The organism is Blautia sp. AF17-9LB (genome assembly GCF_003479185.1).
GTDB classification, from domain to species: domain Bacteria; phylum Bacillota; class Clostridia; order Lachnospirales; family Lachnospiraceae; genus Fusicatenibacter; species Fusicatenibacter saccharivorans.
In genome coordinates, this window is sequence record NZ_QUGU01000001.1 from 1 (window position 1) to 21,307 (window position 21,307).

The window sequence follows — 21,307 nt, forward strand, 5'->3', positions numbered from 1 at the left end:
GGCAGAACCAACAGTTTTGCCCTTTTTAGGCTCAAGGAGGTTGCCTTGAAACACGTGAAATGCGTTTAAAAAAGCGGGAGATTACAGATCCTGAAATTTTAAGAGAAATTCTGGAAAGCTGCGAGGTTGTGCGGATCGGGGCGATGGATGAGGAAGGCATGTTTATCGTGCCGATGAATTATGGATATGATGTCCGGGAAGAAGATGGAACTCTTCACGTCTGTCTGTACCTGCATGGGGCAAAAGAAGGGCGGAAGGCGGCTGCATTTGCAGCGGATCCGCGCGTGGCGGTGGAGATGGATTACAACCATGAAGTGATTACAGGTGACTATACGTGTGCGTATTCCTATGCGTACCGCAGTATCATGGGAAACGGAACCATCACGGAGGTGACAGATCCGGAGGTAAAGAAGAAAGGCCTGGAAAAAATCATGGCGCATATCGCACCGGAGGCGAAGATCGCTTTTCTGCCGGAGATGGTGGAGCGCGTTGCCGTATGGCGCATAGACATCGATATATTTACCGGCAAAGAGCGCAGACGAAAATAGAGTGTTCGAAGCTCCGCAGGCTGCAGACGGAAAAAGACAGCAGAAAGGACAGCAGAAATGATTAAAATTGATCTGATTACAGGCTTCCTTGGCTCAGGGAAGACGACTTTTTTGAAACAGTACGCAAAGTATCTGATGGCACAGGGAAAGAACATCGGCATCCTGGAGAATGATTTTGGGGCAGTCAATGTGGATATGCTGCTTCTGCAGGAACTGCGCGGCGATCAGTGCGAGCTGGAGATGATTTCCGGCGGATGCGACAAAGAGACACACCGCAGACGATTCCGCACGAAACTGATCTCGATGGGCATGAGCGGCTACGACCGCATTCTCGTGGAACCGTCGGGGATTTACGATGTGGATGAGTTCTTTGACACGCTGTATGACGAGCCGCTGAACCGCTGGTATGAGGCGGGAAGCGTCATCACGATTCTGGATGCCGGGCTCGATGAGAAGCTGTCGGAGGAAGAAGAGTATCTGCTGGCTTCCGAGGCGGCGAACGCTGGTAAAATCGTGCTGAGCAAAGTACAGAATGTTTCGGAGGAAAAGAAAGAAGAAACGATTGCCCATCTGAACCGCACGCTCGAGCAGGCAGGCTGCAGAAGACAGTTTTCTGATGCAGAAATTTTACAGAAAAACTGGGATGATCTGACAGAGGATGATTTCAAAATGCTCTCCGAATGCAATTACCGTTCGGAGGATTACCGGAAGCTGGATTTCGGCGAGCAGCAGACATTTGATTCGCTCTGCTTTCTGGAGCCGAAGATTACGGAAGAAGCGCTGAAAAAGGCAGCAGAAGCAATCTTTGCGGATTCATCATGCGGCAATGTATTCCGGATCAAAGGAATTGTAAAGACGGGCGAAACTGTGTGGAGCGAAATCAATGCGACGCGGGAACAGATGACATTCCAGGCAGTGCCGGAGAGCCAGGAAGTGCTGATTGTAATCGGCGCGGGGCTTTCGAAAGAGCGGATTAGTGGAATTCTCGGAATTAAGTAAAAAATGGAGCATGACGGAAAGGGGTATTTTCCATCATGCTCCTGCTGGTTTGGCTAAATAGCAGTTACTGTAAAATGCGCTGCCGTTCTGACAGTGTGGGGAACGGAATGATTTTGGAATCCCGTGCATCATCCGGTGTACAAAGAGCAGTCAACGGTTGCGGCTGATTTTCCATGGTCTGGAAGGAGAGAATGCCATCTTTCCATAAAACGACATCATCCGGTGAATGGACGGCAAAATAGCGGTGCAGCACATCGAAAAGAGAGGATGGAACTGCCGCAAGATCGTGCTCGGGATCGCTGGAATATAGAAAGATCCGGCTTCCCGGAAAACGACGGGAATGGATACCGGCAGAGGGAGCGGTAAAATCCGGGTTTTCGGTAAAATATAAGGATCTTTCTGCGGGTCCGGAAAACGGAATAGACAGCGTTGTGGAAACAACTGGCGCTTCTTCTGCAAGGGCTGGCTGCTTCTGAAATTTGCACAGGAATGGGATATTTTGAAAAAATGTATATTTCTTTCTCATAAGACTCACCTTTCAGCCGGAAAAGATCTGGCATTTGGCAGGGTGGATGTTATCGTTTACTTTAATTTTATCTTATCAGAAGTGCAGAAATAACAGGGTTAAACATTTGTAAAAAGCGTGTAAAACATCTTAAAGAGAAAGAAAAGAGAGGGGAAATCATATGGAACAGGAAGTAATGCAGGCCATTCGGGCAGAACTGGAAAGCAATATAGATGCAAAATACCGGGAATTTCACAGCTCTCTTGTTCCGGGACAGAACTGTCGGATTCTTGGTGTCCGCATTCCGGTTTCGCGACGGATTGCAAAAGCGACAGCAAGAGACCATTATGAAGTTTATACCGAACAGTTTAATCCGGAAGTCTACGAGGAGCTTCTGATCCGCGGAATGATGATCGGCTACGGAAAGCTGACCCGTGAAGAACAGACGGCAGAACTGGACCGCTTCGTGCCGATGATCAACAGCTGGGGAATCTGTGACAGCTCCTGTGCAACGTGCCATTTTATGAAGAAAGACCAGGAGTATTGGTATGGATATCTGCAGAAATGGCTGAAAAGCAGCCGGGAATATGAAATCCGGTTTGGTGTTGTGTGTCTGCTGGACTTTTTTATCAACGAAGCGTATATCGATGCTGTGCTGGAGGAGATGAAAAAGATTCATCACGATGGCTATTACGTAAAAATGGCCGTCGCCTGGGCAGTATCGATCTGTTATATTCATTTTCCGGAAAAAACACAGAAACTGCTGAAAGAAAACAGTCTCGATGACTGGACACATAACAAAACAATTCAGAAAATCAGAGAGTCGCTGCGGATCAGCAAAGAAGAAAAAGAGATGCTGAAAACCTGGAAGAGATAAAAAGAAAACCGTATCGCCGCGTTTTGAATATCGCAGCAATACGGTTTTCTTTCTCTTTTTTGAACTTATTCGTCCCATCCCTCAAAAAGCCGGATGTTGACGGCAATATTTCTTGCAATTTCACCTTCGCTTTTCCCGAGATCTGCCACATCCGATACCGGCGGAAAATCAGGTTCTTCTTCCGTCAGTTCCAGAGAGATCCAGTCATAGGCGGAGTGAATGGCATCTTCCAGCGCCTCGTCGAGGGTATCCCCTTTTGCATAGCAGCAGGCGAGATCTGGAAAATAACCTTCGTAGGTTCCCTGTTCGGTTTTATGAAAAACGGCTGGATAAGTAAATTTCATAGTGTTTCTTCCTTCTTCCTTTTCTTTTTCACGGAAATTCTTTTTTATCGTAGCACTTTTTCTCAAAAGATACAATGCCTAAAATACAATTGATCGTATTTGTAATCTATGCTAGAATGAAAAACAGATAATTGGAAAATACAAATGAAACCAAGGGAGGATTTCTCTTTGATAAAAGTAATTTTGTGGGACATCGACGGAACACTTCTGAATTTTAAGATGTCGGAACGATATGCAATTGAGTACTGTTTCAACAAGTTTCATATGGGAACCTGCACGGACGAAATGCTGCAGCGCTACAGCGTGATCAACCGCGGTTACTGGGAGCGGCTGGAGACGGGAGAGCTTACGAGAGAACAGGTGATGCTTGGACGATTCCATGAATTTTTTGAATCGGAAGGACTGCCGACGGATCAGGTAAAGGTATTCAATGATGAATATCAGATCCGCCTCGGCGATAAGGCTTTCTTCTGCGATCACGGAGATGAACTGGTAAAACGGCTGAAAGCTACCGTAAAACAGTATGCAGTAACAAATGGAACCACTGTTGCACAGGAGCGTAAACTCCGCTTTTCCGGGCTTGATCAGCTTCTGGACGGCGTTTTTATCTCGGAACAGGTCGGTGTGGACAAGCCGCAGAAGGCTTTTTTTGATGCGGTATGGAACGAAATCGGAAGTTATGCACCGGATGAGGTTGTGATCGTCGGCGACTCCCTCACAAGTGATATCCGCGGCGGAAAAAATGCAGGAATCCTGACCTGCTGGTACAACCCGGATCATCTTCCGAACAAAATTGAAGTTACACCGGACTGTACCATCGACAATCTTCAGGATATCCTTTCGTATCTGGATGAAAGCAGGTGATTTGCTAATGAGAACACGCGTATTACAGGAAAAAAATTACGCGGAGCGGATGCAGAATGGTGTGGAGCCGTACCTCGCCGCTCATGCAGAAGAATTTTACTGGGAAAGGGAGAGCGGTCATCCGATTCATGTTCTTCGTTACCGCGCATTCCGCCCGAGAGGTGTTGTTGTAATCTCACACGGTTTTACGGAAAATGCAGAGAAATATAAAGAGATCGTGTATTATTTTATCAAAGAGCATTTTCATGTTTATCTGCCGGAACACTGCGGCCACGGAAAGAGCTACCGTCTGGTGGATGATCCGTCGCTTGTTTATGTCGATTCCTACCATCGTTATGTAGAAGATCTGCTCTTTGTTGCACGAAAAGCAAAAGCAGAGGCATGCGGTCTTCCGCTCGTTCTCTATTCTCACTCGATGGGCGGCGGAATCGCAGCAGCAGCGGCCGCCAAAGCGCCGCATCTGTTCCGGAAAGTGGTCTTGAGTTCGCCGATGATCCGTCCGCTGACCGGAAAAGTGCCGTTCGCCGATGCAAAACGGATCGCAGCTTTTGCCTGTGCCACAGAACGAGGCACACAGTATGTGGTAGGACAGAAACCATACCAGGGAATCGAAAGCTTTAAACAAAGTTCGTCCCTCTCCCGTCCGCGCTTTCTCTATTACCAGCAGAAGCGGGAAAAAGAGCCGCTGTATCACCTAAATGCCGCTTCTTACGGATGGCTCCATGCCGCCGCACATCTGTACCGCGATCTGATGCGGAGCGGATGGAAACGGATCGAGGCTCCTGTCCTTTTATTTCAGGCGGAGAACGATCATCTTGTGTCCAACCGTGCCCAGGAGCGGATGATCCGGAAAATGGCAGAACGCCGTCCCGGCATGGCAAAAATGGTAAAAGTACCGGGCGCAAAGCATGAATTGTTTGGAACCAGAGGGCGCATGCTCCAGACGTACTGGAATATGGTATTTGCTTTTTTTGAAAAAGATCTGTAACAAAAGAGAAGGGATGACAAAATGACACAGACAGAAATCGAAGAATATATTACCCAGTTTCCTATCTATCAGTATGCATTTGTAAAACCGGAGGACATCGAATTCAATGACCGGGTCCGCCAGATCTGCAAAAAGGAGTGCTCCCGCTACGGAGCCTCCTGGTCCTGCCCGCCGGCGGTCGGCACTGTTGAAGTCTGTAAGGAGCGTTGCATGAACTACGATCACGTTCTGTTCTTCTCCAGCATCGCAGAAGTGGACAACATCATGGATATGGATGAGACATTAAAAACAAAATCGGAGCACGAAAAAATCACACGCGAAATCGAGCAGCATTTAAAAGACAAAACCCTGCTCACCTTCGCCCTTTCCTCCGATTCCTGCCAGCTCTGTGATAAATGTACCTACCCGAGAGGCGGCTGCCGCCATCTTGAACTGATGCATCCATGCATCGAGAGCCACGGCATCGTTGTTGCAAACCTGATTGAAAAAAACATGATGGATTATTACCTCGGCGAGCATATGGTCATATGGTTCAGCATGATTTTCTATAAAGAATCGTAATCTGTGATGTAATTTTCCATTCTTTCAAACGTATTTATAATAGAGGATTTCGCTGTAAGAAATTCAGAAAATACACAGGAGGGGGAATGAAGCATCTGCGGAGTCTGTTTCCGTCAGCGCTACGGCAGAGCCGGCGAAAAAAGCGACGCCGACCGAAACACCAACACCGACAGCGACTGAGACACCAACTCCAACGGCTGCTCCAACCGAAACGCCGACCCCTGAGCCAACCATAGAAGCTGCGGCGGAAGAAACCGTTGAAACGCAGGCAGCGGAAGAAACGCAGCCGGCAGTGACTGCTGAAGAACCACAGGTAACGGAAGCTCAGATGACGAGAGAAAATGCAGAAGCCCAGGGGTATGAACCCTGCAAAAAATGTTTTTAAAAAAGAGAAATGAAACCCCGCAGCCTGATCGGGCAGGAAACCCCAGCGGCTGTGGGGTATTTTTGTGCTTTTTTCTGCATAAAATAGCGATAGAACAAAAAGCAGACCCGCAAAGCGGAGGAGGTTTTGGATGCGAAAAAAGAAAAAGCAGAAAAAATCACTCCATCCGCCGGGCGGGGAGCTGCTTTCGGCGATGCAGGTTCCGTCAGATCTTGCTTTTGGCGAGCCGGTTGTGACGTTTTACGGCGGGAGAGAAGTGCAGATTGAAAATTTCCGCAGGATTCTGGAATATAATGCGTGCCGCCTCTGTGTGCTTACACAATATGGCAGGCTGCTCCTTGTGGGAGAGGGAATCCGGATTGTTTCGTATTCCGGGGAGGAGATGCGGGTGGAAGGGAGAATCGATCAGGCGACGTTTCAATAAGTGTAATGATTCCAATCATTCCAATGCTGAAAAGGGGGTGTGCGTTTGCAGAGGGGAAAGGTTTTCTGGAAAGGCAGTGTGCGGATTCGTGTGACGGGCCGTGAACCGGAGCGTTTTTTCAATCTGTGCGGGCACCATAACATCACACTGTGGGACGTGACAGAACATCAGGGCTGCTTTGAGATGAGCCTTCTGCCGGAAGATTTTTTCCGCCTCCTGCCGATCCGCCGCAAGAGCGGTGTGCGCATCCGAATACAGAAAAAACAGGGACTGCCTTTCTTTTACCGGCGAAGTTTAAAAAGAAAGGCATTTTTTATTGGTATTTTTCTCTGCCTGGCGGGACTTTACACGCTGTCGCAGTTCATCTGGAATATTCATGTGGAAGGAAATTACGCGAACAGTACGCAGACGATCTTAAACAGCCTTGACGCGGCCGGGATTCATCATGGAAGCTGGAAAAAACGTGTGGACTGCAGCCAGACCGCATCGTATTTGCGGGAGCAGTTTCCGAATCTGACCTGGGTGTCCGCAAAAATAGAAGGGACGCAGCTTGTCCTTGCGGTAAAAGAAAACGTAGACGGCTATGTGATCGAAGAAAAAGCAGATGATCCGCAGAATCTTGTGGCGAAAAAAGAAGGGACGGTCGTGCGTATTATCACACGGAACGGCATTCCGCAGGTGCTCCCCGGTGATACATGTCAAGCGGGAGACATTCTTGTAAAGGGCGAGATTCCGCTTGTGAATGACAGTGGGGAAACGTATGATTATTCTTATGTTCACGCAGACGCGGATATTGACCTTGAGACGACGTGGTACTATTATGATACCTTTCCGCTTTCCCATACGGTACGGACATATCAGAAAGCAGAGAAAAAAACGCCGGTATTCCAGATTTCTGCTTACCGATTTTTCCTTGGAAATCTGCTGCCGGAGAATTTTGTGGAGAGTTTGCGGAGCATGACCGGAACGGCGGATCAGAAAACAGAGAAAAGGGAAAATGGAGCAGACGAGGAAGTGTCCCTTCAGCAGCTTTATCTGACAGAAAACTTTGCCCTTCCGTTTTATTTCGGCTACCGTCAGAAATTTCCTTTTGAAGTTCAGAAAGAAACCTACTCAGAACACGAGGCAAAAGAAAAAGCCTCGCAGAATTATCAGAAATTCCACAGAAATTTATCAGAAAAAGGACTTCAAATATCGGAGAATCATGTTACAATAGAACTTAACGATACGTCATGTATCACAAAAGGGACACTTCGCGTGATAGAACGGGCCGTAGAAGCACAGCCCTGCGAAATGCAGAAGATGTCGGATGGAAAGGAAACAATGGTAGATGAACAGCAATAACAACATGATAGAACTGCAGATGGAACTGCCCATCGAACATGAAAAGAAAGTATTCGGCCAGTTTGATGAACACATCAAAATCCTGGAGAGATCCCTGGCGGTTACGCTGATCTCCCGGGACGGCGTTTTAAAAATTGTGGGCCCGGCATCGAATGCAGCGCGCGCAAAGGAATGTCTGACACAGCTTCTGGAGCTCTCACGCCGCGGAAATGATATCAACACACAGAACGTCAATTATGCAATCTCACTTGTTATGGAGGACAGCGGAAGCAGCCTTGCTGAAATCGACAGTGACTGCATCTGCCACACGGTCGCAGGCCGTCCGGTCAAACCGAAAACACTCGGTCAGAAAGCGTACGTGGATGCGATCCGGGAAAAGATGATCGTCTTCGGCGTCGGCCCTGCCGGAACCGGAAAAACGTACCTTGCGATGGCGATGGCGATCACGGCATTCCGAAACGATGAGGTAGGCCGTATTATCCTGACGCGTCCGGCGATTGAGGCGGGTGAAAAACTCGGTTTCCTGCCTGGCGACCTGCAGAGTAAAATTGACCCGTATCTGCGGCCGCTCTACGACGCGCTGTATCAGATCATGGGAGCAGAGAGCTTCCAGAAAAACATGGAAAAAGGCCTGATTGAGGTTGCGCCGCTCGCGTACATGCGAGGCCGTACGCTCGACAATGCGTTTATTATCCTTGATGAGGCACAGAATACGACACCGGCGCAGATGAAGATGTTCCTGACCCGTATCGGTTTCGGTTCCAAAGTCATTGTAACCGGAGATGCCTCTCAGAAGGACCTTCCTTCCGGTACACGCTCCGGCCTTGATGTGGCAATGCAGGTACTGAAAAAAGTAGACGGAATTTCCTTCTGCGAGCTGACGAGCAAGGACGTTGTCCGTCATCCGCTGGTGCAGAAGATTGTACAGGCTTACGATGAATATGAAAAGAAAGCAAAGCCGGAAAATCACAGCGGCAGAGCAAAAAGTACGACGAGAAAACGGAGGGAAAATAAATGACACTGACGTTTGAAAATGAACAGGATTTTGACCTTGGATTTGATCCGGAAGAGGTTGCAGCAGCGGTAATCAATGGTGTGCTGGATCAGGAAGCGTGCCCGTATGAGGCAGAAGTAGAACTGATTCTGACTGATCCGGAAAATATCCGCACCATGAACCGGGAACACAGAAACATTGACCGGGAGACAGACGTGCTTTCTTTCCCGATGGTAGATTATCCTTCTCCGGCTTCGTTCGATTTTCTGGAGACGGAAGAGGGAGATGACTGTTTTAACCCGGACAGCGGTGAGCTGATGCTGGGTGATATTGTGATTTCTGTTGCGCGCGCAAGAGCGCAGGCGGAGGAATACGGTCATTCTTTAAGACGCGAATTTGCTTTTCTTGTTGCACACAGTATGCTGCATCTTCTGGGTTATGATCATATGACACCGGAGGAAGCAGCCGTGATGGAGGCAAAGCAGGAAGAGGTGCTGCAGCGTCTCGGTATCACAAGAGACTGATTGAAAGAAGAAAAGGAGGGGTCTTTATCAAAAAGAGAGGGTTTTACACATTGGGGATTGCTCTGCTGGGAAGCATGATGCTGTTCGGATGCCGGAAAATTGGGGAAACGGCACCGGAAACTGCATCGGCAGGAACTTCTTATGTCTCAGAAGAGACAGCAGGGGAAAGCAAGACAGAAACGAAAGCTACGGAACCACCGGCCCCGACCGAAGATCCGGCACCGGAACCGCTGGTTCCGGAAGCGATTGAGCCGACACCCGCGGAGGATGCGCTGCCGGAAGGTATGGTGAAAAGTTATCTGACAGGAGAACCTGTCGCCGAAGTACAGGGAAGAAGGCGCCCGGTGGCGGTTATGCTGAGCAATATCATCAGCGCCTGCCCGCAGAGCGGTATCAGCCGTGCGGGAGTGATCTATGAAGCGCCGGTCGAAGGCGGCATTACGCGCCTGATGGGGCTGTTTGAAAACTATGATGATCTCGAAAAGATCGGATCGGTGCGGAGTTGCCGCGAATATTATGTGTATCTGGCAGCGGGATTTGACGCTCTGTATTACCACTATGGACAGGCGGCGTATGCGATTCCGCTGCTCGAATCGGATCACATAGACAATGTGAATGGCATGGAGTATTCGGAACAGGTGTATTACCGGACGTCGGATCGTCCGTCGCCGCACAATGCGTATTTGGATGCGGCCGGGATTGCAGCGGGAATCGATCTCTGCGGCTACCGGACATCTTACAAAGACGGTTATGACGGATTTTTCCAGTTTGCATCCGAGACAGAACCGGAAACGCTGGAACAGGGACGAAATGCCGCCTATGTGGCACCGGGCGGATATTTCCACAATAATCCATGGTTTTCGTACGATGAGGCGAGCGGCACGTATTTGCGTTATCAGTTCGGGGAACCGCAGATCGATGAGATGACACAGGAACAGCTTGCGGTGAAGAACATTATCGTGCAGTACTGTTCCTGGAAAAAGTATGATGACAATGCGGAATATCTCGATATTGATGTGGTAAACGGCGGAATGGGAACGTATATCACAAGCGGAAAGGCCATCGACGTGACATGGAGCAAGGATGATCCGTGGGGTGTCACAAAGTACCGGGACAGCAATGGAGAGGAGATTAAACTGAATCTTGGAAAAACATGGGTTCTGATTGTTTTAGATAATTATGCAGATGAGACTGAAATCCGGTGATAAAGCTGGATTTCAGGATTTTTCTCAGATCGGCTGGACAGATCCTGTGTTTTGCGGTAAGATAAAAAGAAAATCCGGTCATTTAACCGAATCAAGCAAGTCCCTCGCTTCTAAAGCGGTGGGATGAATTGTTAAAAGAAACATAACGGTAGTGGCAGGCGGAGAGAAATCGGTATCCTCCACTGACATGAGGCGAGTCACAGTCGAACTATTTTCGACATGTCAGACTCTGTGAAAATACCGACTGTGAGTTGAAACAAAGGAGAAAAATACAGAAAATGGAAATTAATATACAGAGAATCAACGAACTTGCCCGCAAGGCGAAAGCAGAGGGGCTGACACCGGCGGAGAAAGAAGAGCAGCAGAAGCTGCGGAGAGAATATATTGCAGCCGTGAAAATGAACCTCCGTACCCAGCTCGACAATATTGATGTGCAGGAGAAAGACGGAACAATTGTAAATCTGGGGGAGCGCTATGGAAGCAAAAGGAAACATTAGAAAAGAAGTTTTTGCCCGAAGAAGAGCAGCCACACAGGAAGAAATTCAGGAAAAGAGCCGTATGATTTATGAAAAAATCACGGCTCTGCCGGAGTTTCTGGATGCGGACTGCTTTTTTGCGTATATGGACTTCAAAAAAGAAGTCATGACACGGGATCTGATCGAGAAGGCCCTGCAAATGGGAAAGACGGTCGCTGTGCCGCGCGTGGAAGGCGATGATATGGTTTATTATGAGATCAAAGATTTCTCCACGCTGAAATCCGGCTATTTTGGCATTATGGAGCCGGACGGCGGAAAGGTCTGCACGCGGGAAGAGGGCTTTCTGCTGGTACCCGGTGTGGCCTTTGATCCGGCGCGCCACAGAGTCGGATATGGAAAAGGATTTTATGACCGCTTTCTTGCTGCACATCCAGGGTTTACAACGGTTGCAGCGGCGTTTGAGTTTCAGCTGTTTGATGCGGTGCCGTTTGAAGAGACGGATGTTCTGCCGCAGATGCTGGTGACAGAGCAGAAGATTTACCGTTAGCAGCCAATCACGATAAGACAACACGAGGAGGAGACGAATATGATAAGTCTGGAAGAAATCGGAACAAGAGCCCGTTGGGCGGAACCTGTGCTTCGCATCATGGGGACAGAGACGAAAAACCGTGTGCTGAAAAAAGCAGCGGAAAATCTTGTGGCGGATGCCGATGCGATTATCGCGGCAAATGCGCTGGATATGGAGCATGGAAGAGAAAAAGGAATGTCCAAAGGTCTTCTGGACCGGCTGTTTCTGGATCAGAGTCGCATCGAGGCGATGGCGGAAGGTCTCTGTCAGGTATCCGAGCTGGACGATCCTATCGGGGAAGTTCTCGGTATGAAAAAACGGCCGAACGGTCTTCTGATCGGGCAGAAACGTGTTCCGCTTGGTGTTGTCGGAATCATCTATGAAGCACGTCCGAATGTAACAGCGGATGCGTTTGCACTCTGCTTTAAGACGGGAAATGTCGTGATTTTGAAGGGCGGAAGTGATGCGATCCACTCAAATATGGCGATTGTTGCCTCACTGCGGAAAACACTGAAGGAGGAGCAGGTGCCGGAGGATGCGCTGCTTCTGATCGAAGATACTTCACGTGAGACAACGGCACAGTTTATGAAGATGAACCGCTATGTCGATGTTCTGATTCCGCGCGGCGGTGCCGGACTGATCCGCACTGTAGTGGAAAACAGTACCATCCCGGTTATCGAGACGGGAACCGGAAACTGCCATATCTATGTCGATGAGACGGCAGATCTTTCGATGGCGGTTGATATTATTCTTAATGCAAAGACACAGCGTGTCGGCGTCTGCAATGCGTGTGAATCCATCGTAGTGCATGAAAACGTGCGTGAAAAACTGTTGCCGGTTCTCGCAGAACGATTGAAAGAGAAACAGGTGGAGATGCGCGCAGACGAGAAGGCAAGAGAATACATGCCGGGAGCAGAAGCAGCGACAGAAGAGGACTGGGGAAAAGAGTATCTCGACTATATCGTATCCATTAAAACGGTTTCCTCTATCGACGAAGCGATCGCGCACATCAACCGCTACAACACAAAACACTCCGAGGCGATCATCACCAACGACTACACCCACGCCCAGAAATTCCTGGACGAAATCGACGCAGCGGTGGTCTACGTCAACGCCTCCACCCGCTTCACCGACGGCTTCGAATTCGGCTACGGCGCCGAAATCGGAATCAGCACCCAAAAACTCCACGCCAGAGGCCCGATGGGACTGCTGGCGCTGACCTCGATTAAATTTGTGGTATATGGGAATGGACAGGTACGGTCATAGAAAGGAGACAAAAACATAATGACAGCAATGAGAGAAGAAGCATTTGAATTATTGGAAAAAATGCCAGAAGATAAACTAGTGTTTATTATTCAGATTATGCAGGGTGTAAACAGTCTTTATAATAGCGGTGCTGTTGAATCGAAAAAAGATGCTTTTTTACGAATGGAGCAAATAAGAAAAAAAGGAAATGTTCAGGATGACGATGCTGAATTGGCATCTTATAGAGAGGAAAAATAAATGCGTGCATTGCCGCACACTCTGTTTCTAATATGTTTTTTATTTTAAGAAAGACATATGATGTAAAAGAAAGAAGAGAACTTCTCCTTAGCTTATTTGAAATTTTTGATGTAGAAGGAATTGATTCAGAAAAACTAATGAAAGGCCTGAAAAATGAAACATTTTCAGATTTTGAAGACTGTTTGCAGATGGAATGTGCCGAATCATTTTGCGCACAATATATTGTTACAAGAAATACAGCAGATTATGTGACTTCAAACATACCTGCGGTTACTCCGACGGAATATTTGGAATCGGAACGGTAGCAGCTGCTTTTACGATGGGAAAAGGTATTGTGCTGATGGGAAAACTGCTGGATAAAAAGTTTGCGTTTGTCTCCGTTTTATCACCGGAAAGACCGTAAAATGCAGGGCTGATATTTGATCGTAAAAAATTAGAAAAAAATGTAAAATCCTCTTGAAACCAAGGGGATTTTACTATATAATGAGCAGGACAAAAACAACTGCAGAGTAAGTTCATATGCGTAAAGTGCTCCCGGGATAGAGAGTAGCCAGGGAGACGAAAAGAGAAAATCTTGCGGTATATGAATTGCATCTCGCTGCAACAGAAGATAGAGACAAGAGATTATCTCCTATTGTAGTCAGATATCTGTAAAGGAGGTAATTTTTTTATGCAGAAAAATGCAAATGAAACAGCAAAAGAAACAAAAAACATGTTTCTGCAGTCAGCAAAAGAGCTGAAAGCAGTCACAACCCTCGCAGCCTGTGCCATGTTCGCAGCGCTGGCGATGATTCTGAACCAGGTAGCATCGATTGACATCGGACCTTATGTCCGCATCGGATTTTCCGGAATCCCGAACCGCCTTGTCGATTACCTGTTCGGACCAGTGACAGGATGTCTTTTCTCCGGCATTCTTGATGTCGTAAAATACTTCCTGAAACCGAGCGGCCCGTTCTTCTTCGGATTCACCTTTAATGCGATGCTGGCATCTTTTATGTATGGATGCTTCTACTATCGCAAAAAACTGACCATCAAACGTGTGCTTGCAGCCAAGTTCATCGTTATGCTGACTGTCAACGTACTGCTGAACACCCTGTGGATCAGCATGCTGTATGGAAAAGGAATCATGGTGCTTCTTCCGGCACGTGCCTTAAAGAACCTGATTATGTGGCCGATCGATTCCATCATTTTCTATAGCCTGACGAAGTTGATCGAGCAGACCGGCGTCTTCCGCATGTTCCATGCAAGAACCGCTGCACAGGCACAGAGATAAAGAAAAATTCAGACACCATCAAAACGATACATTTACCAATCTGCAGAAAAGGTACTGTCCGCCAGAACAAAAAGGAAGCGGATGGGTTTTGTCGGAAAAGAAAAGCGAAAAAGAACTGCGGCAGGAACTTCCCCAAAAGGAAGCCTGCCGCAGTTCTTTTTGTATGAAAATCCCATCAGGCGGACAGCGATTTTACTGATATCCGTGATCTGACCAGTCCTGGTTTTTGATCCGCTCGTAATCCTCCTCTGTAATCGGAAGAATCGTTCCATGCTTGTAGCCGTATGGGAACGAGAAGGAAGCATCAGAACGAACAAATTTTCCGGAAGCAAGGCTGTCTGCAACAAACGGCACATATCCCTGGCCGGCACCCGGAACGCCGTCGTTGACAGCTTCCCAGTGGAAACCATCGCGGCTTATGCCGAAATAAACCTGTTCGCCGTCCGGTGTTGTTTTTTCCCGAAAATGAACAAATAAATATGCCTGTGCCATAAAATAAAACTCCTTTATGCATATGTTTGGATGAAAAATTCAGATGTTCTGTTTTTCAGGCCATACCTTATACGGTTCCATTATTTTGTAAGACGGATCACATTCCAGCTGTGTTTTCCAAGAACGGTGTGCATTTTTCCATTCTCCAGTTTGGTGGCATCGGAATGGGTCGGAGTAACGTGGTTCGGATCTGCTTCGGTGTTGACCGCTTTCATATCGTCGTTTGTCAGCACGATGTGCTCAGCCAGACGGCATCCTTCGAACTGACGCAGATCGCAGGAAACCTCCATATCCTCATCCAGACTCTTGTTGACTGCAAAAATGGTCAGTGCATCGTTTTCCTCATCCCAGATGCAGACAGAATCGAGATACGGAGCTTCGCCGTACGTTTTGCTCTCGTAAACCGGTGTCAAAACCTGTGTATTTAAGACGGTTCCGCGGCCGTGTACGCTTGCATGCATGTATGGATAGAAGATCGTCTGACGCCATGCACCGGTATCGGATGTCATGATCGGAGCGATAACGTTGACAAGCTGTGCGAGGCAGGCGATTTTGACACGGTCGGCGTGGCGCAGGAGTGTGATCAGCATGCTTCCGACGAGAAGTGCATCCTCAAAGTTGTAAACATCCTCAAGCTGATGCGGTGCGCGTACCCATTTCTCCAGCTTCTGATCCTGCTCATTGCTGTGATACCATACGTTCCACTCATCGAAGGAAAGGTTAATCTGCTTTTTGCCGTGTTTTTTCGCTTTGACTGCATCACAGATCGCAACTACACCGGAGATGAAATCATCCATGCCCTTGGAGCTTGCCAGGAAATCGACAGTATCATTTGCATAATTTCCGTAATACTGGTGTAAAGAAAGGTAATCCACCTCATCATAGCATTCGTCCAGAACCGTATATTCCCAGGAACCGAAGGTTGGCATCGTAAGATTGGAGCTTCCGCAGGCAACAGTTTCAATCGTCGGATCCATGAATTTCATCAGACGGGAAGTCTCTGCTGCAATACGTCCGTACTCAGAAGCGGTCTTATGTCCCATCTGCCACGGTCCGTCCATCTCATTGCCGAGGCACCAGAGTTTGATGTTGTGTGGATCTTTGTAACCGTGGGATTTTCTCAGATCACTGTAGTAGGTGCCGCCCTTGAAGTTGCAGTACTCCAGCACATTTTTTGCATCTTCCGGTCCGCGGGTTCCGAGATTGACGGCCATCATGATGTCACTGCCGGCTTTTTTCGACCAGTCCGCAAACTCATTCAGACCGAATTCGTTTGTCTCAATCACGCCCCAGGCAAGATCCGGTTTTGCAGGCCGTTTGTCTTTCGGACCTACGCTGTCTTCCCAGTGATAGCCCGAGACAAAGTTTCCGCCCGGGTAACGGACGATCGGTACCTGAAGCTCTTTGACAAGATCCAGGGTATCTTTTCGGAAGCCCTGCTCGTCGGAGAGAGCACTTCCTTCCTGATAGATGCCCTCGTAAACGGCGCGTCCCAGGTGCTCGATAAAGGAACCGAAGATTCGTTTGTCAACTTTTCCGGTAAGAAAATATTTGTCAATGATAATCTCTGCTTTTTTCATACTTAAAAATCCTCCTGTTAAAAGAAATGTTCGTTTTCAGACACGATCCAGAAAAACAAAGGATCACCGGCGTGTCTATGATTTTATTCCACCGTTTCGCTTTCGCTTTGGATAGTTTCAATTTTAGCAGGAAGATAGAAAAAAACCAGAGATTTTTGTCCGGCAAATTTGACTTTTTTTCCGGTTTTGCGGTAAAATAGGGAGAAGAAAAGAAAAGGGGAAACGAGAAGAATGGAATTTTCAGTTCATATTTGTGAATATAATAGATCCAACGCCGATTATGAGACGATATATCGGCCGGAGGGCAGCGGGGACTATCTGTTTCTGTTGTTTAAAACGCCGATGAAGGTGTATGACAGAACTGCGTTTTTCATTGCACAGGAAAATGCCTGCCTTTTTTACACGCCGGATCACGAGCAGCATTATCAGGCTGTTCAGAAGTTTCGCAACAGCTATGTCCATTTCTGGTGCGGTGAGAATCTGGGTGAAACGTATGGAATTCCGCAGAATACTGTTTTTTATCCGCAGAACACGGAAGCAATTGATGAGCTGATTCGCCTTTTGCAGAGGGAATACATTGTGAAAGATCCATACGCAGTGGAATATGAGGAAGCACTGGTTCGTCAGATGATGATTACGGCATCGCGTGGTATGCGGCTGTACAAGAAAGCGGCAGAGGAGCCGGCCGGACTGTATCAGGAATTCCAGGAGCTGCGCCTTAAGATGTTGAGCCATTATGAGAAAGACTGGACGACAGAAAAGCTTTGCCAGATGGCCAATATGGAAAAAAGCCAGTTTTATTCTTATTATAAACAGTTTTTCAGCAGCACCCCGCACAGCGATCTGATTGAAGTACGGCTCGACAAGGCGAAAAATCTTTTGACAAATCAGGCACTTTCCATCGGACAGACCGCGGAAATCTGCGGTTTTTCCAATCTGTCTCATTTCAGCCGCTATTTCAAACGCCACTGCGGATGTTCTCCGCGGGAATGGCAGCAGCAAGGCGGAAAAAGCATAAAATATAAAGTGAAGTTGCAGGAAGATGAGAAATGCTATAGCTTTTCCCAATAGCTTATGCTAAAATATTCAGAAGATGTTGGAGTCAAAAGGTACTTTGGCCATGATATCTTCAGAAAAAGTAAGAAAAAGGGAGAGCAGTATGAAAAAGAGAGAGTCATTTAACAGTCGGTGGGGATTTATCCTGGCCTGCATCGGTTCTGCAGTTGGAATGGGCAACATCTGGATGTTCCCTACCCGGGTTTCCTTGTACGGAGGAGGTTCCTTTCTGATTCCGTATTTCCTGTTCGTTGCACTGATCGGCTTTACCGGTGTGAGCGGGGAGATGAGTTTTGGCCGTGCCACAAGATCCGGTCCGGTTGATGCGTTCGGTTTTGCATGTGAAACGAAAGGAAAACGAAAAGCCGGAGAGGCGCTTGGTCTGATTCCGGTGCTGGGTTCCCTGGCAATGGCGATCGGTTATACGGTTGTCATGGGGTGGATTTTCAGGTATATGATCGGAACCTTTACCGGAAAGACACTGTCAGCTGTGAGCGTAGAGGATTTTGCCGGAGCGTTTGAATCCATGGCATCTGCGTTTGGAAACAATTTCTGGCAGATCGTAGCTCTTGTGGTTGCGATGGTCATTCTGGCATTTGGTGTTGGTAAGGGAATTGAGAAGGTCAATAAGGTGCTGATGCCTGTTTTCTTTCTCCTGTTTGTTGCACTTGGTATCTATGTTGCCTTTCAGCCCGGTGCAGCGGATGGATACCGTTATATTTTCCGTGTGGAACCAAAAGCACTTGCAGATCCGAAGACCTGGATTTTTGCACTTGGTCAGGCATTCTTTTCCCTGTCTGTAGCCGGAAACGGAACACTGATCTATGGTTCCTATTTGTCAGATGGAGAAAATATTCCGGCCGCCGCCGGAAGAGTAGCATTTTTTGATACGCTCGCTGCTATGCTTGCTGCGCTGGTTATTATCCCGGCGATGGCAACTACGGGAGCACAGTTAAATACAGGAGGACCTGGACTTCTGTTCATTTTCCTTCCGAATTTGATAAAGTCTATGCCGGGTGGCGCGCTGATCGCAATCGTTTTCTTTGTCGCTGTCTTTTTTGCCGGCCTTACCTCTCTGATTAACCTGTACGAAGCACCGATTGCAACGGTACAGGAAAAATTTCATCTCGGAAGAGTAGCAGCCTGCGGTGTGATCGGGGTTATCGGTGTGGTCGTATCTCTTCTGATCCAGGGCATTGTATCCCAGTGGATGGATGTTCTGTCGATCTACATCTGCCCGCTCGGCGCCGGCCTTGCCGGAGTCATGTTCTTCTGGATCTGCGGAAAGAAGTATGTGCAGTCCCAGGTAGACAAGGGAAGAAGCAGCAAATTCACGGATCTGTATTATCCGATCTGCAAATATATCTACGTGCCGATCTGTGTGCTGGTTCTGATTCTCGGAATCGTGCTGGGTGGAATCGGCTGAAACGATGTTGATAGAAAACGCGCCTGTCGTGCGGAAAAAAAATCCGGCGGCAGGTGCGTTTTTTGATAAAATTTTTCAAATATATAAATCCGATTGAAATACTCGGAAAAAAGGTCTACAATCGGAGGCGAAAACAGAGATTTTAACCTCGAAGCAAAATAAGGAGGATATCAATATGGGAAAAAATCTTTTAACAGTGAAAGATTTAACGGTAAATGTAGAAGAAAAAGAGATCCTGCACGGCGTAAATCTTACGATTGGAAAAGGGGAGACGCATGTGCTGCTTGGACCGAATGGTACCGGAAAGTCGACGCTTGGCAATACGCTGCTCGGCAATCCGAAATATAACGTGACACGCGGCGAAATCTGGTTCCAGGGAAAGAACATCACAGAAGAGCCGGTCAATGAACGCGCCAAAATGGGACTGTTTCTCTCGTTTCAGAATCCGCTTGAGGTGCCTGGCGTAACCTTAAGCTCTTTTATCCGCAGCGCCGTCGAGTTAAAAACCGGCAAACGGATGCGTCTGTTTGAGTTCCGGAAAGAACTGGAAAAAGCAATGGAAGTTCTGCAGATGGATCCGTCGTATGCAGACCGTGATCTGAATGTCGGATTTTCCGGCGGTGAGAAAAAGAAAGCCGAGATCTTGCAGCTTCTGATGCTCGAGCCGTCCCTTACCATTCTCGATGAGACCGACTCCGGCCTGGATGTCGATGCGGTCCGCACCGTTTCTGCCGGAATTGAGGCATACCGCAGAAAATGCGGAGGAAGTCTTCTGATCATCACGCACAGCACGAAGATTCTGGAATCACTGATGGTGGATCAGACCCACATCATGGTGGAAGGTGAAATCGTCAAAACCGGCGATGCATCTCTTGTAGAGGAGATCAACCGGGACGGATTTGGAAAATACGAAAAGTCACTGGCGTAAAACCGAAGGTACAGAAAGGATGAAAACGCTGTGAGAGAAAAAAGTTATGTAGAGGATATTGACCGAAGCATCTATGATTTCAAAGACGATGAAAAGGATGCCTATAAAGTAAAAGCCGGCCTGACGCCGGAAATTGTACAGAAAATTTCGGATGAGAAGAAAGACCCTGCCTGGATGCAGCTGTTCCGTCTGCGTTCTTTACAGATCTACAACCAGATGCCGATTCCGGATTGGGGTCCGTCGATTGAGGGTCTGAACATGGATGACATCGTAACGTATGTCCGCCCGAATACGAAAATGAAAGCAAAGTGGTCCGATGTGCCGGATGACATCAAAAATACGTTTGAGCGTCTTGGCATCCCGCAGGCAGAGCGGAAATCACTCGCCGGCGTGGGCGCACAGTATGATTCGGAGCTGGTCTATCACAACGTCCGCGCGGAAGTTGCGGCGCAGGGTGTTGTCTATACCGATATGGAGAGTGCGCTGCATGGTGAGTACGCGGATATGGTGCGGAAACACTTTATGAAACTGGTGAAACCGACCGACCACAAATTTGCCGCACTGCACGGAGCCGTCTGGTCCGGCGGTTCGTTTGTCTATGTGCCGAAGGGGGTTTCCGTGGAAATCCCGCTGCAGTCGTATTTCCGCCTGAATGCGCCGGGCGCAGGCCAGTTCGAGCATACGCTGATTATTGTCGATGAGGACGCGGACCTTCACTTTATCGAGGGCTGTTCCGCACCGAAATACAATGTGGCCAACCTCCATGCCGGATGTGTGGAGCTGTTTGTCGGAAAGAATGCAAGACTCCGTTATTCTACGATTGAAAACTGGTCGAAGAATATGTACAACCTGAACACGAAGCGCGCGCAGGTCGAGGAGGGCGGAAAAATCGAGTGGGTTTCCGGTTCATTCGGCTCCCACGTTTCCTACCTGTACCCGATGAGCGTGCTGAAAGGAAGAGGCGCAAAGATGGAATTTACCGGCATCACGTTTGCCGGTAAGGGCCAGAATCTCGATACCGGAGCGAAGGTTGTCCACAGCGCGCCGGATACGAGTTCCTATATTAACACGAAATCGATCTCGAAGGACGGCGGCATCAGCACCTTCCGTTCGTCAGTCTCTGTAACAAAAGCGGCAAAGAACACGAAATCAGCCGTTTCCTGCCAGTCTCTGATGCTCGATGATATCTCCCGGTCGGACACGATTCCGGCGATGGATATCCGTACAAAAGATGCGAACATCGGCCATGAAGCACAGATCGGAAGCATCAGCGATGAAGCCGTCTTTTATCTGATGTCGCGCGGCATGACGGAAGAGGATGCGAGAGCGTGCATCGTCAGCGGATTCGCGGATGATGTTTCAAAAGAACTGCCGCTGGAGTACGCGGTGGAGATGAACAATCTGATCCGCCTCGAGATGAAGGGCAGCATTGGATAAGGAGGC

The 21,307-nt window shown here is 48.2% G+C and carries 26 protein-coding genes and 1 riboswitch; of the genes, 22 read left to right on the top strand and 4 right to left on the bottom strand.

Annotation, left to right across the window (positions count from 1 at the left end):
* The first annotated feature begins 59 nt into the window (after positions 1-59).
* Together DWX00_RS00005 and DWX00_RS00010 are read left to right on the top strand one after the other, a co-directional pair.
* Complete coding sequence (locus tag DWX00_RS00005) at positions 60-548, top strand: pyridoxamine 5'-phosphate oxidase family protein (RefSeq protein WP_118594417.1); 489 nt, start codon at positions 60-62, stop codon at positions 546-548.
* Between the two features lie 57 nt (positions 549-605).
* Entirely contained in the window at positions 606-1,547 is a 942-nt protein-coding gene (locus tag DWX00_RS00010; RefSeq protein ID WP_117812765.1) for a GTP-binding protein, read from the top strand.
* Between the two features lie 64 nt (positions 1,548-1,611).
* Here DWX00_RS00010 and DWX00_RS00015 read toward each other — a convergent pair whose 3' ends face one another.
* Complete coding sequence (locus DWX00_RS00015) at positions 1,612-2,073, bottom strand: hypothetical protein (protein WP_117812766.1); 462 nt, start codon at positions 2,071-2,073, stop codon at positions 1,612-1,614.
* A 160-nt stretch (positions 2,074-2,233) separates the two neighbouring features.
* Here DWX00_RS00015 and DWX00_RS00020 point away from each other — a divergent pair, with 160 nt between their 5' ends.
* A complete protein-coding gene (locus DWX00_RS00020) occupies positions 2,234-2,929 on the top strand; it encodes a DNA alkylation repair protein (protein ID WP_022462562.1) in 696 nt (231 codons plus the stop codon).
* Positions 2,930-2,994: 65 nt separating this feature from the next.
* Here DWX00_RS00020 and DWX00_RS00025 read toward each other — a convergent pair whose 3' ends face one another.
* Positions 2,995-3,273, bottom strand: coding sequence for a type II toxin-antitoxin system HicB family antitoxin (locus tag DWX00_RS00025; protein ID WP_055228190.1), 279 nt, complete (start codon positions 3,271-3,273; stop codon positions 2,995-2,997).
* Between the two features lie 168 nt (positions 3,274-3,441).
* Between DWX00_RS00025 and DWX00_RS00030 the strand changes: the two genes are divergently transcribed.
* The 15 genes from DWX00_RS00030 to DWX00_RS00090 all read left to right on the top strand — a co-directional run bounded on the left by DWX00_RS00030 (position 3,442) and on the right by DWX00_RS00090 (position 14,382).
* Positions 3,442-4,137: a YjjG family noncanonical pyrimidine nucleotidase gene (locus tag DWX00_RS00030; protein ID WP_158564995.1), complete on the top strand. Its 696-nt coding sequence runs from the start codon at positions 3,442-3,444 to the stop codon at positions 4,135-4,137.
* 7 nt (positions 4,138-4,144) lie between these two features.
* On the top strand, positions 4,145-5,125 hold the full coding sequence (locus tag DWX00_RS00035; RefSeq protein WP_118594418.1) for an alpha/beta fold hydrolase: 981 nt from the start codon (positions 4,145-4,147) through the stop codon (positions 5,123-5,125).
* A 21-nt stretch (positions 5,126-5,146) separates the two neighbouring features.
* A complete protein-coding gene (locus tag DWX00_RS00040; RefSeq protein WP_055217961.1) occupies positions 5,147-5,686 on the top strand; it encodes a DUF2284 domain-containing protein in 540 nt (179 codons plus the stop codon).
* 515 nt (positions 5,687-6,201) lie between these two features.
* The gene (locus DWX00_RS00045; RefSeq protein ID WP_055267857.1) at positions 6,202-6,495 is read left to right on the top strand and encodes a YabP/YqfC family sporulation protein; all 294 of its coding nucleotides are present in this window, start codon (positions 6,202-6,204) and stop codon (positions 6,493-6,495) included.
* A 45-nt stretch (positions 6,496-6,540) separates the two neighbouring features.
* Positions 6,541-7,839: a sporulation protein YqfD gene (locus DWX00_RS00050; protein ID WP_055267859.1), complete on the top strand. Its 1,299-nt coding sequence runs from the start codon at positions 6,541-6,543 to the stop codon at positions 7,837-7,839.
* The gene (locus DWX00_RS00055) at positions 7,826-8,857 is read left to right on the top strand and encodes a PhoH family protein (protein ID WP_055267861.1); all 1,032 of its coding nucleotides are present in this window, start codon (positions 7,826-7,828) and stop codon (positions 8,855-8,857) included. Before DWX00_RS00050 ends, DWX00_RS00055 begins: the two co-directional genes overlap by 14 nt.
* Positions 8,854-9,357 (top strand): rRNA maturation RNase YbeY, encoded by a 504-nt coding sequence (ybeY, locus tag DWX00_RS00060; protein WP_055228185.1) that lies wholly within the window; start codon positions 8,854-8,856, stop codon positions 9,355-9,357. Before DWX00_RS00055 ends, ybeY begins: the two co-directional genes overlap by 4 nt.
* Positions 9,358-9,407: 50 nt before the next feature.
* Positions 9,408-10,562 carry a DUF3048 domain-containing protein gene (locus DWX00_RS00065; protein ID WP_055267863.1) on the top strand — a complete coding sequence of 385 codons (1,155 nt, stop codon included), beginning with the start codon at positions 9,408-9,410 and terminating at the stop codon, positions 10,560-10,562.
* Positions 10,563-10,840: 278 nt separating this feature from the next.
* On the top strand, positions 10,841-11,059 hold the full coding sequence (locus tag DWX00_RS19780; RefSeq protein WP_055267865.1) for a DUF896 domain-containing protein: 219 nt from the start codon (positions 10,841-10,843) through the stop codon (positions 11,057-11,059).
* A complete protein-coding gene (locus tag DWX00_RS00070; protein WP_055228183.1) occupies positions 11,037-11,585 on the top strand; it encodes a 5-formyltetrahydrofolate cyclo-ligase in 549 nt (182 codons plus the stop codon). Before DWX00_RS19780 ends, DWX00_RS00070 begins: the two co-directional genes overlap by 23 nt.
* Positions 11,586-11,627: 42 nt before the next feature.
* Positions 11,628-12,872 (top strand): glutamate-5-semialdehyde dehydrogenase, encoded by a 1,245-nt coding sequence (locus DWX00_RS00075; protein ID WP_442857803.1) that lies wholly within the window; start codon positions 11,628-11,630, stop codon positions 12,870-12,872.
* Between the two features lie 18 nt (positions 12,873-12,890).
* A complete protein-coding gene (locus tag DWX00_RS00080; RefSeq protein ID WP_117508967.1) occupies positions 12,891-13,109 on the top strand; it encodes a UDP-N-acetylenolpyruvoylglucosamine reductase in 219 nt (72 codons plus the stop codon).
* A gap of 32 nt (positions 13,110-13,141) precedes the next feature.
* A complete protein-coding gene (locus DWX00_RS20485) occupies positions 13,142-13,414 on the top strand; it encodes a PIN domain-containing protein (RefSeq protein WP_118594420.1) in 273 nt (90 codons plus the stop codon).
* Positions 13,327-13,512, top strand: coding sequence for a DUF6198 family protein (locus DWX00_RS19445; protein ID WP_334294721.1), 186 nt, complete (start codon positions 13,327-13,329; stop codon positions 13,510-13,512). Before DWX00_RS20485 ends, DWX00_RS19445 begins: the two co-directional genes overlap by 88 nt.
* Before the next feature lie 100 nt (positions 13,513-13,612).
* Positions 13,613-13,712: riboswitch (THF riboswitch) on the top strand.
* A gap of 67 nt (positions 13,713-13,779) precedes the next feature.
* Positions 13,780-14,382 (top strand): folate family ECF transporter S component, encoded by a 603-nt coding sequence (locus DWX00_RS00090; RefSeq protein ID WP_022461732.1) that lies wholly within the window; start codon positions 13,780-13,782, stop codon positions 14,380-14,382.
* Positions 14,383-14,574: 192 nt separating this feature from the next.
* Here DWX00_RS00090 and DWX00_RS00095 read toward each other — a convergent pair whose 3' ends face one another.
* Together DWX00_RS00095 and arfA are read right to left on the bottom strand one after the other, a co-directional pair.
* A complete protein-coding gene (locus DWX00_RS00095) occupies positions 14,575-14,874 on the bottom strand; it encodes a hypothetical protein (RefSeq protein ID WP_118594421.1) in 300 nt (99 codons plus the stop codon).
* An 80-nt stretch (positions 14,875-14,954) separates the two neighbouring features.
* On the bottom strand, positions 14,955-16,454 hold the full coding sequence (gene arfA, locus DWX00_RS00100; RefSeq protein ID WP_118594422.1) for an arabinosylfuranosidase ArfA: 1,500 nt from the start codon (positions 16,452-16,454) through the stop codon (positions 14,955-14,957).
* Between the two features lie 231 nt (positions 16,455-16,685).
* Here arfA and DWX00_RS00105 point away from each other — a divergent pair, with 231 nt between their 5' ends.
* The 4 genes from DWX00_RS00105 to sufB all read left to right on the top strand — a co-directional run bounded on the left by DWX00_RS00105 (position 16,686) and on the right by sufB (position 21,301).
* Positions 16,686-17,525, top strand: coding sequence for a helix-turn-helix domain-containing protein (locus tag DWX00_RS00105; RefSeq protein ID WP_055217931.1), 840 nt, complete (start codon positions 16,686-16,688; stop codon positions 17,523-17,525).
* Between the two features lie 88 nt (positions 17,526-17,613).
* Positions 17,614-18,936 (top strand): sodium-dependent transporter, encoded by a 1,323-nt coding sequence (locus tag DWX00_RS00110; RefSeq protein ID WP_055217929.1) that lies wholly within the window; start codon positions 17,614-17,616, stop codon positions 18,934-18,936.
* Between the two features lie 175 nt (positions 18,937-19,111).
* Positions 19,112-19,864 (top strand): Fe-S cluster assembly ATPase SufC, encoded by a 753-nt coding sequence (gene sufC, locus DWX00_RS00115; RefSeq protein ID WP_055217927.1) that lies wholly within the window; start codon positions 19,112-19,114, stop codon positions 19,862-19,864.
* A 30-nt stretch (positions 19,865-19,894) separates the two neighbouring features.
* Positions 19,895-21,301 carry a Fe-S cluster assembly protein SufB gene (gene sufB / locus DWX00_RS00120; RefSeq protein WP_117761483.1) on the top strand — a complete coding sequence of 469 codons (1,407 nt, stop codon included), beginning with the start codon at positions 19,895-19,897 and terminating at the stop codon, positions 21,299-21,301.
* Positions 21,302-21,307: the final 6 nt, after the last annotated feature.

Bases quoted from the DNA above. Each gene is read 5' to 3' on its own strand.
- DWX00_RS00080 (WP_117508967.1), top strand. From the start codon at position 12,891: ATGACAGCAATGAGAGAAGAAGCATTTGAATTATTGGAAAAAATGCCA.
- DWX00_RS00090 (WP_022461732.1), top strand. From the start codon at position 13,780: ATGCAGAAAAATGCAAATGAAACAGCAAAAGAAACAAAAAACATGTTT.
- DWX00_RS00035 (WP_118594418.1), top strand. From the start codon at position 4,145: ATGAGAACACGCGTATTACAGGAAAAAAATTACGCGGAGCGGATGCAG.
- ybeY (WP_055228185.1), top strand. From the start codon at position 8,854: ATGACACTGACGTTTGAAAATGAACAGGATTTTGACCTTGGATTTGAT.
- sufC (WP_055217927.1), top strand. From the start codon at position 19,112: ATGGGAAAAAATCTTTTAACAGTGAAAGATTTAACGGTAAATGTAGAA.
- DWX00_RS00070 (WP_055228183.1), top strand. From the start codon at position 11,037: ATGGAAGCAAAAGGAAACATTAGAAAAGAAGTTTTTGCCCGAAGAAGA.
- DWX00_RS00045 (WP_055267857.1), top strand. From the start codon at position 6,202: ATGCGAAAAAAGAAAAAGCAGAAAAAATCACTCCATCCGCCGGGCGGG.
- DWX00_RS00005 (WP_118594417.1), top strand. From the start codon at position 60: ATGCGTTTAAAAAAGCGGGAGATTACAGATCCTGAAATTTTAAGAGAA.
- DWX00_RS00095 (WP_118594421.1), bottom strand. From the start codon at position 14,874: ATGGCACAGGCATATTTATTTGTTCATTTTCGGGAAAAAACAACACCG.
- DWX00_RS00025 (WP_055228190.1), bottom strand. From the start codon at position 3,273: ATGAAATTTACTTATCCAGCCGTTTTTCATAAAACCGAACAGGGAACC.
- DWX00_RS00040 (WP_055217961.1), top strand. From the start codon at position 5,147: ATGACACAGACAGAAATCGAAGAATATATTACCCAGTTTCCTATCTAT.
- DWX00_RS00015 (WP_117812766.1), bottom strand. From the start codon at position 2,073: ATGAGAAAGAAATATACATTTTTTCAAAATATCCCATTCCTGTGCAAA.
- DWX00_RS00010 (WP_117812765.1), top strand. From the start codon at position 606: ATGATTAAAATTGATCTGATTACAGGCTTCCTTGGCTCAGGGAAGACG.
- DWX00_RS00105 (WP_055217931.1), top strand. From the start codon at position 16,686: ATGGAATTTTCAGTTCATATTTGTGAATATAATAGATCCAACGCCGAT.
- arfA (WP_118594422.1), bottom strand. From the start codon at position 16,454: ATGAAAAAAGCAGAGATTATCATTGACAAATATTTTCTTACCGGAAAA.
- DWX00_RS00110 (WP_055217929.1), top strand. From the start codon at position 17,614: ATGAAAAAGAGAGAGTCATTTAACAGTCGGTGGGGATTTATCCTGGCC.
- DWX00_RS00055 (WP_055267861.1), top strand. From the start codon at position 7,826: ATGAACAGCAATAACAACATGATAGAACTGCAGATGGAACTGCCCATC.
- DWX00_RS00020 (WP_022462562.1), top strand. From the start codon at position 2,234: ATGGAACAGGAAGTAATGCAGGCCATTCGGGCAGAACTGGAAAGCAAT.
- DWX00_RS20485 (WP_118594420.1), top strand. From the start codon at position 13,142: ATGTTTTTTATTTTAAGAAAGACATATGATGTAAAAGAAAGAAGAGAA.
- DWX00_RS19780 (WP_055267865.1), top strand. From the start codon at position 10,841: ATGGAAATTAATATACAGAGAATCAACGAACTTGCCCGCAAGGCGAAA.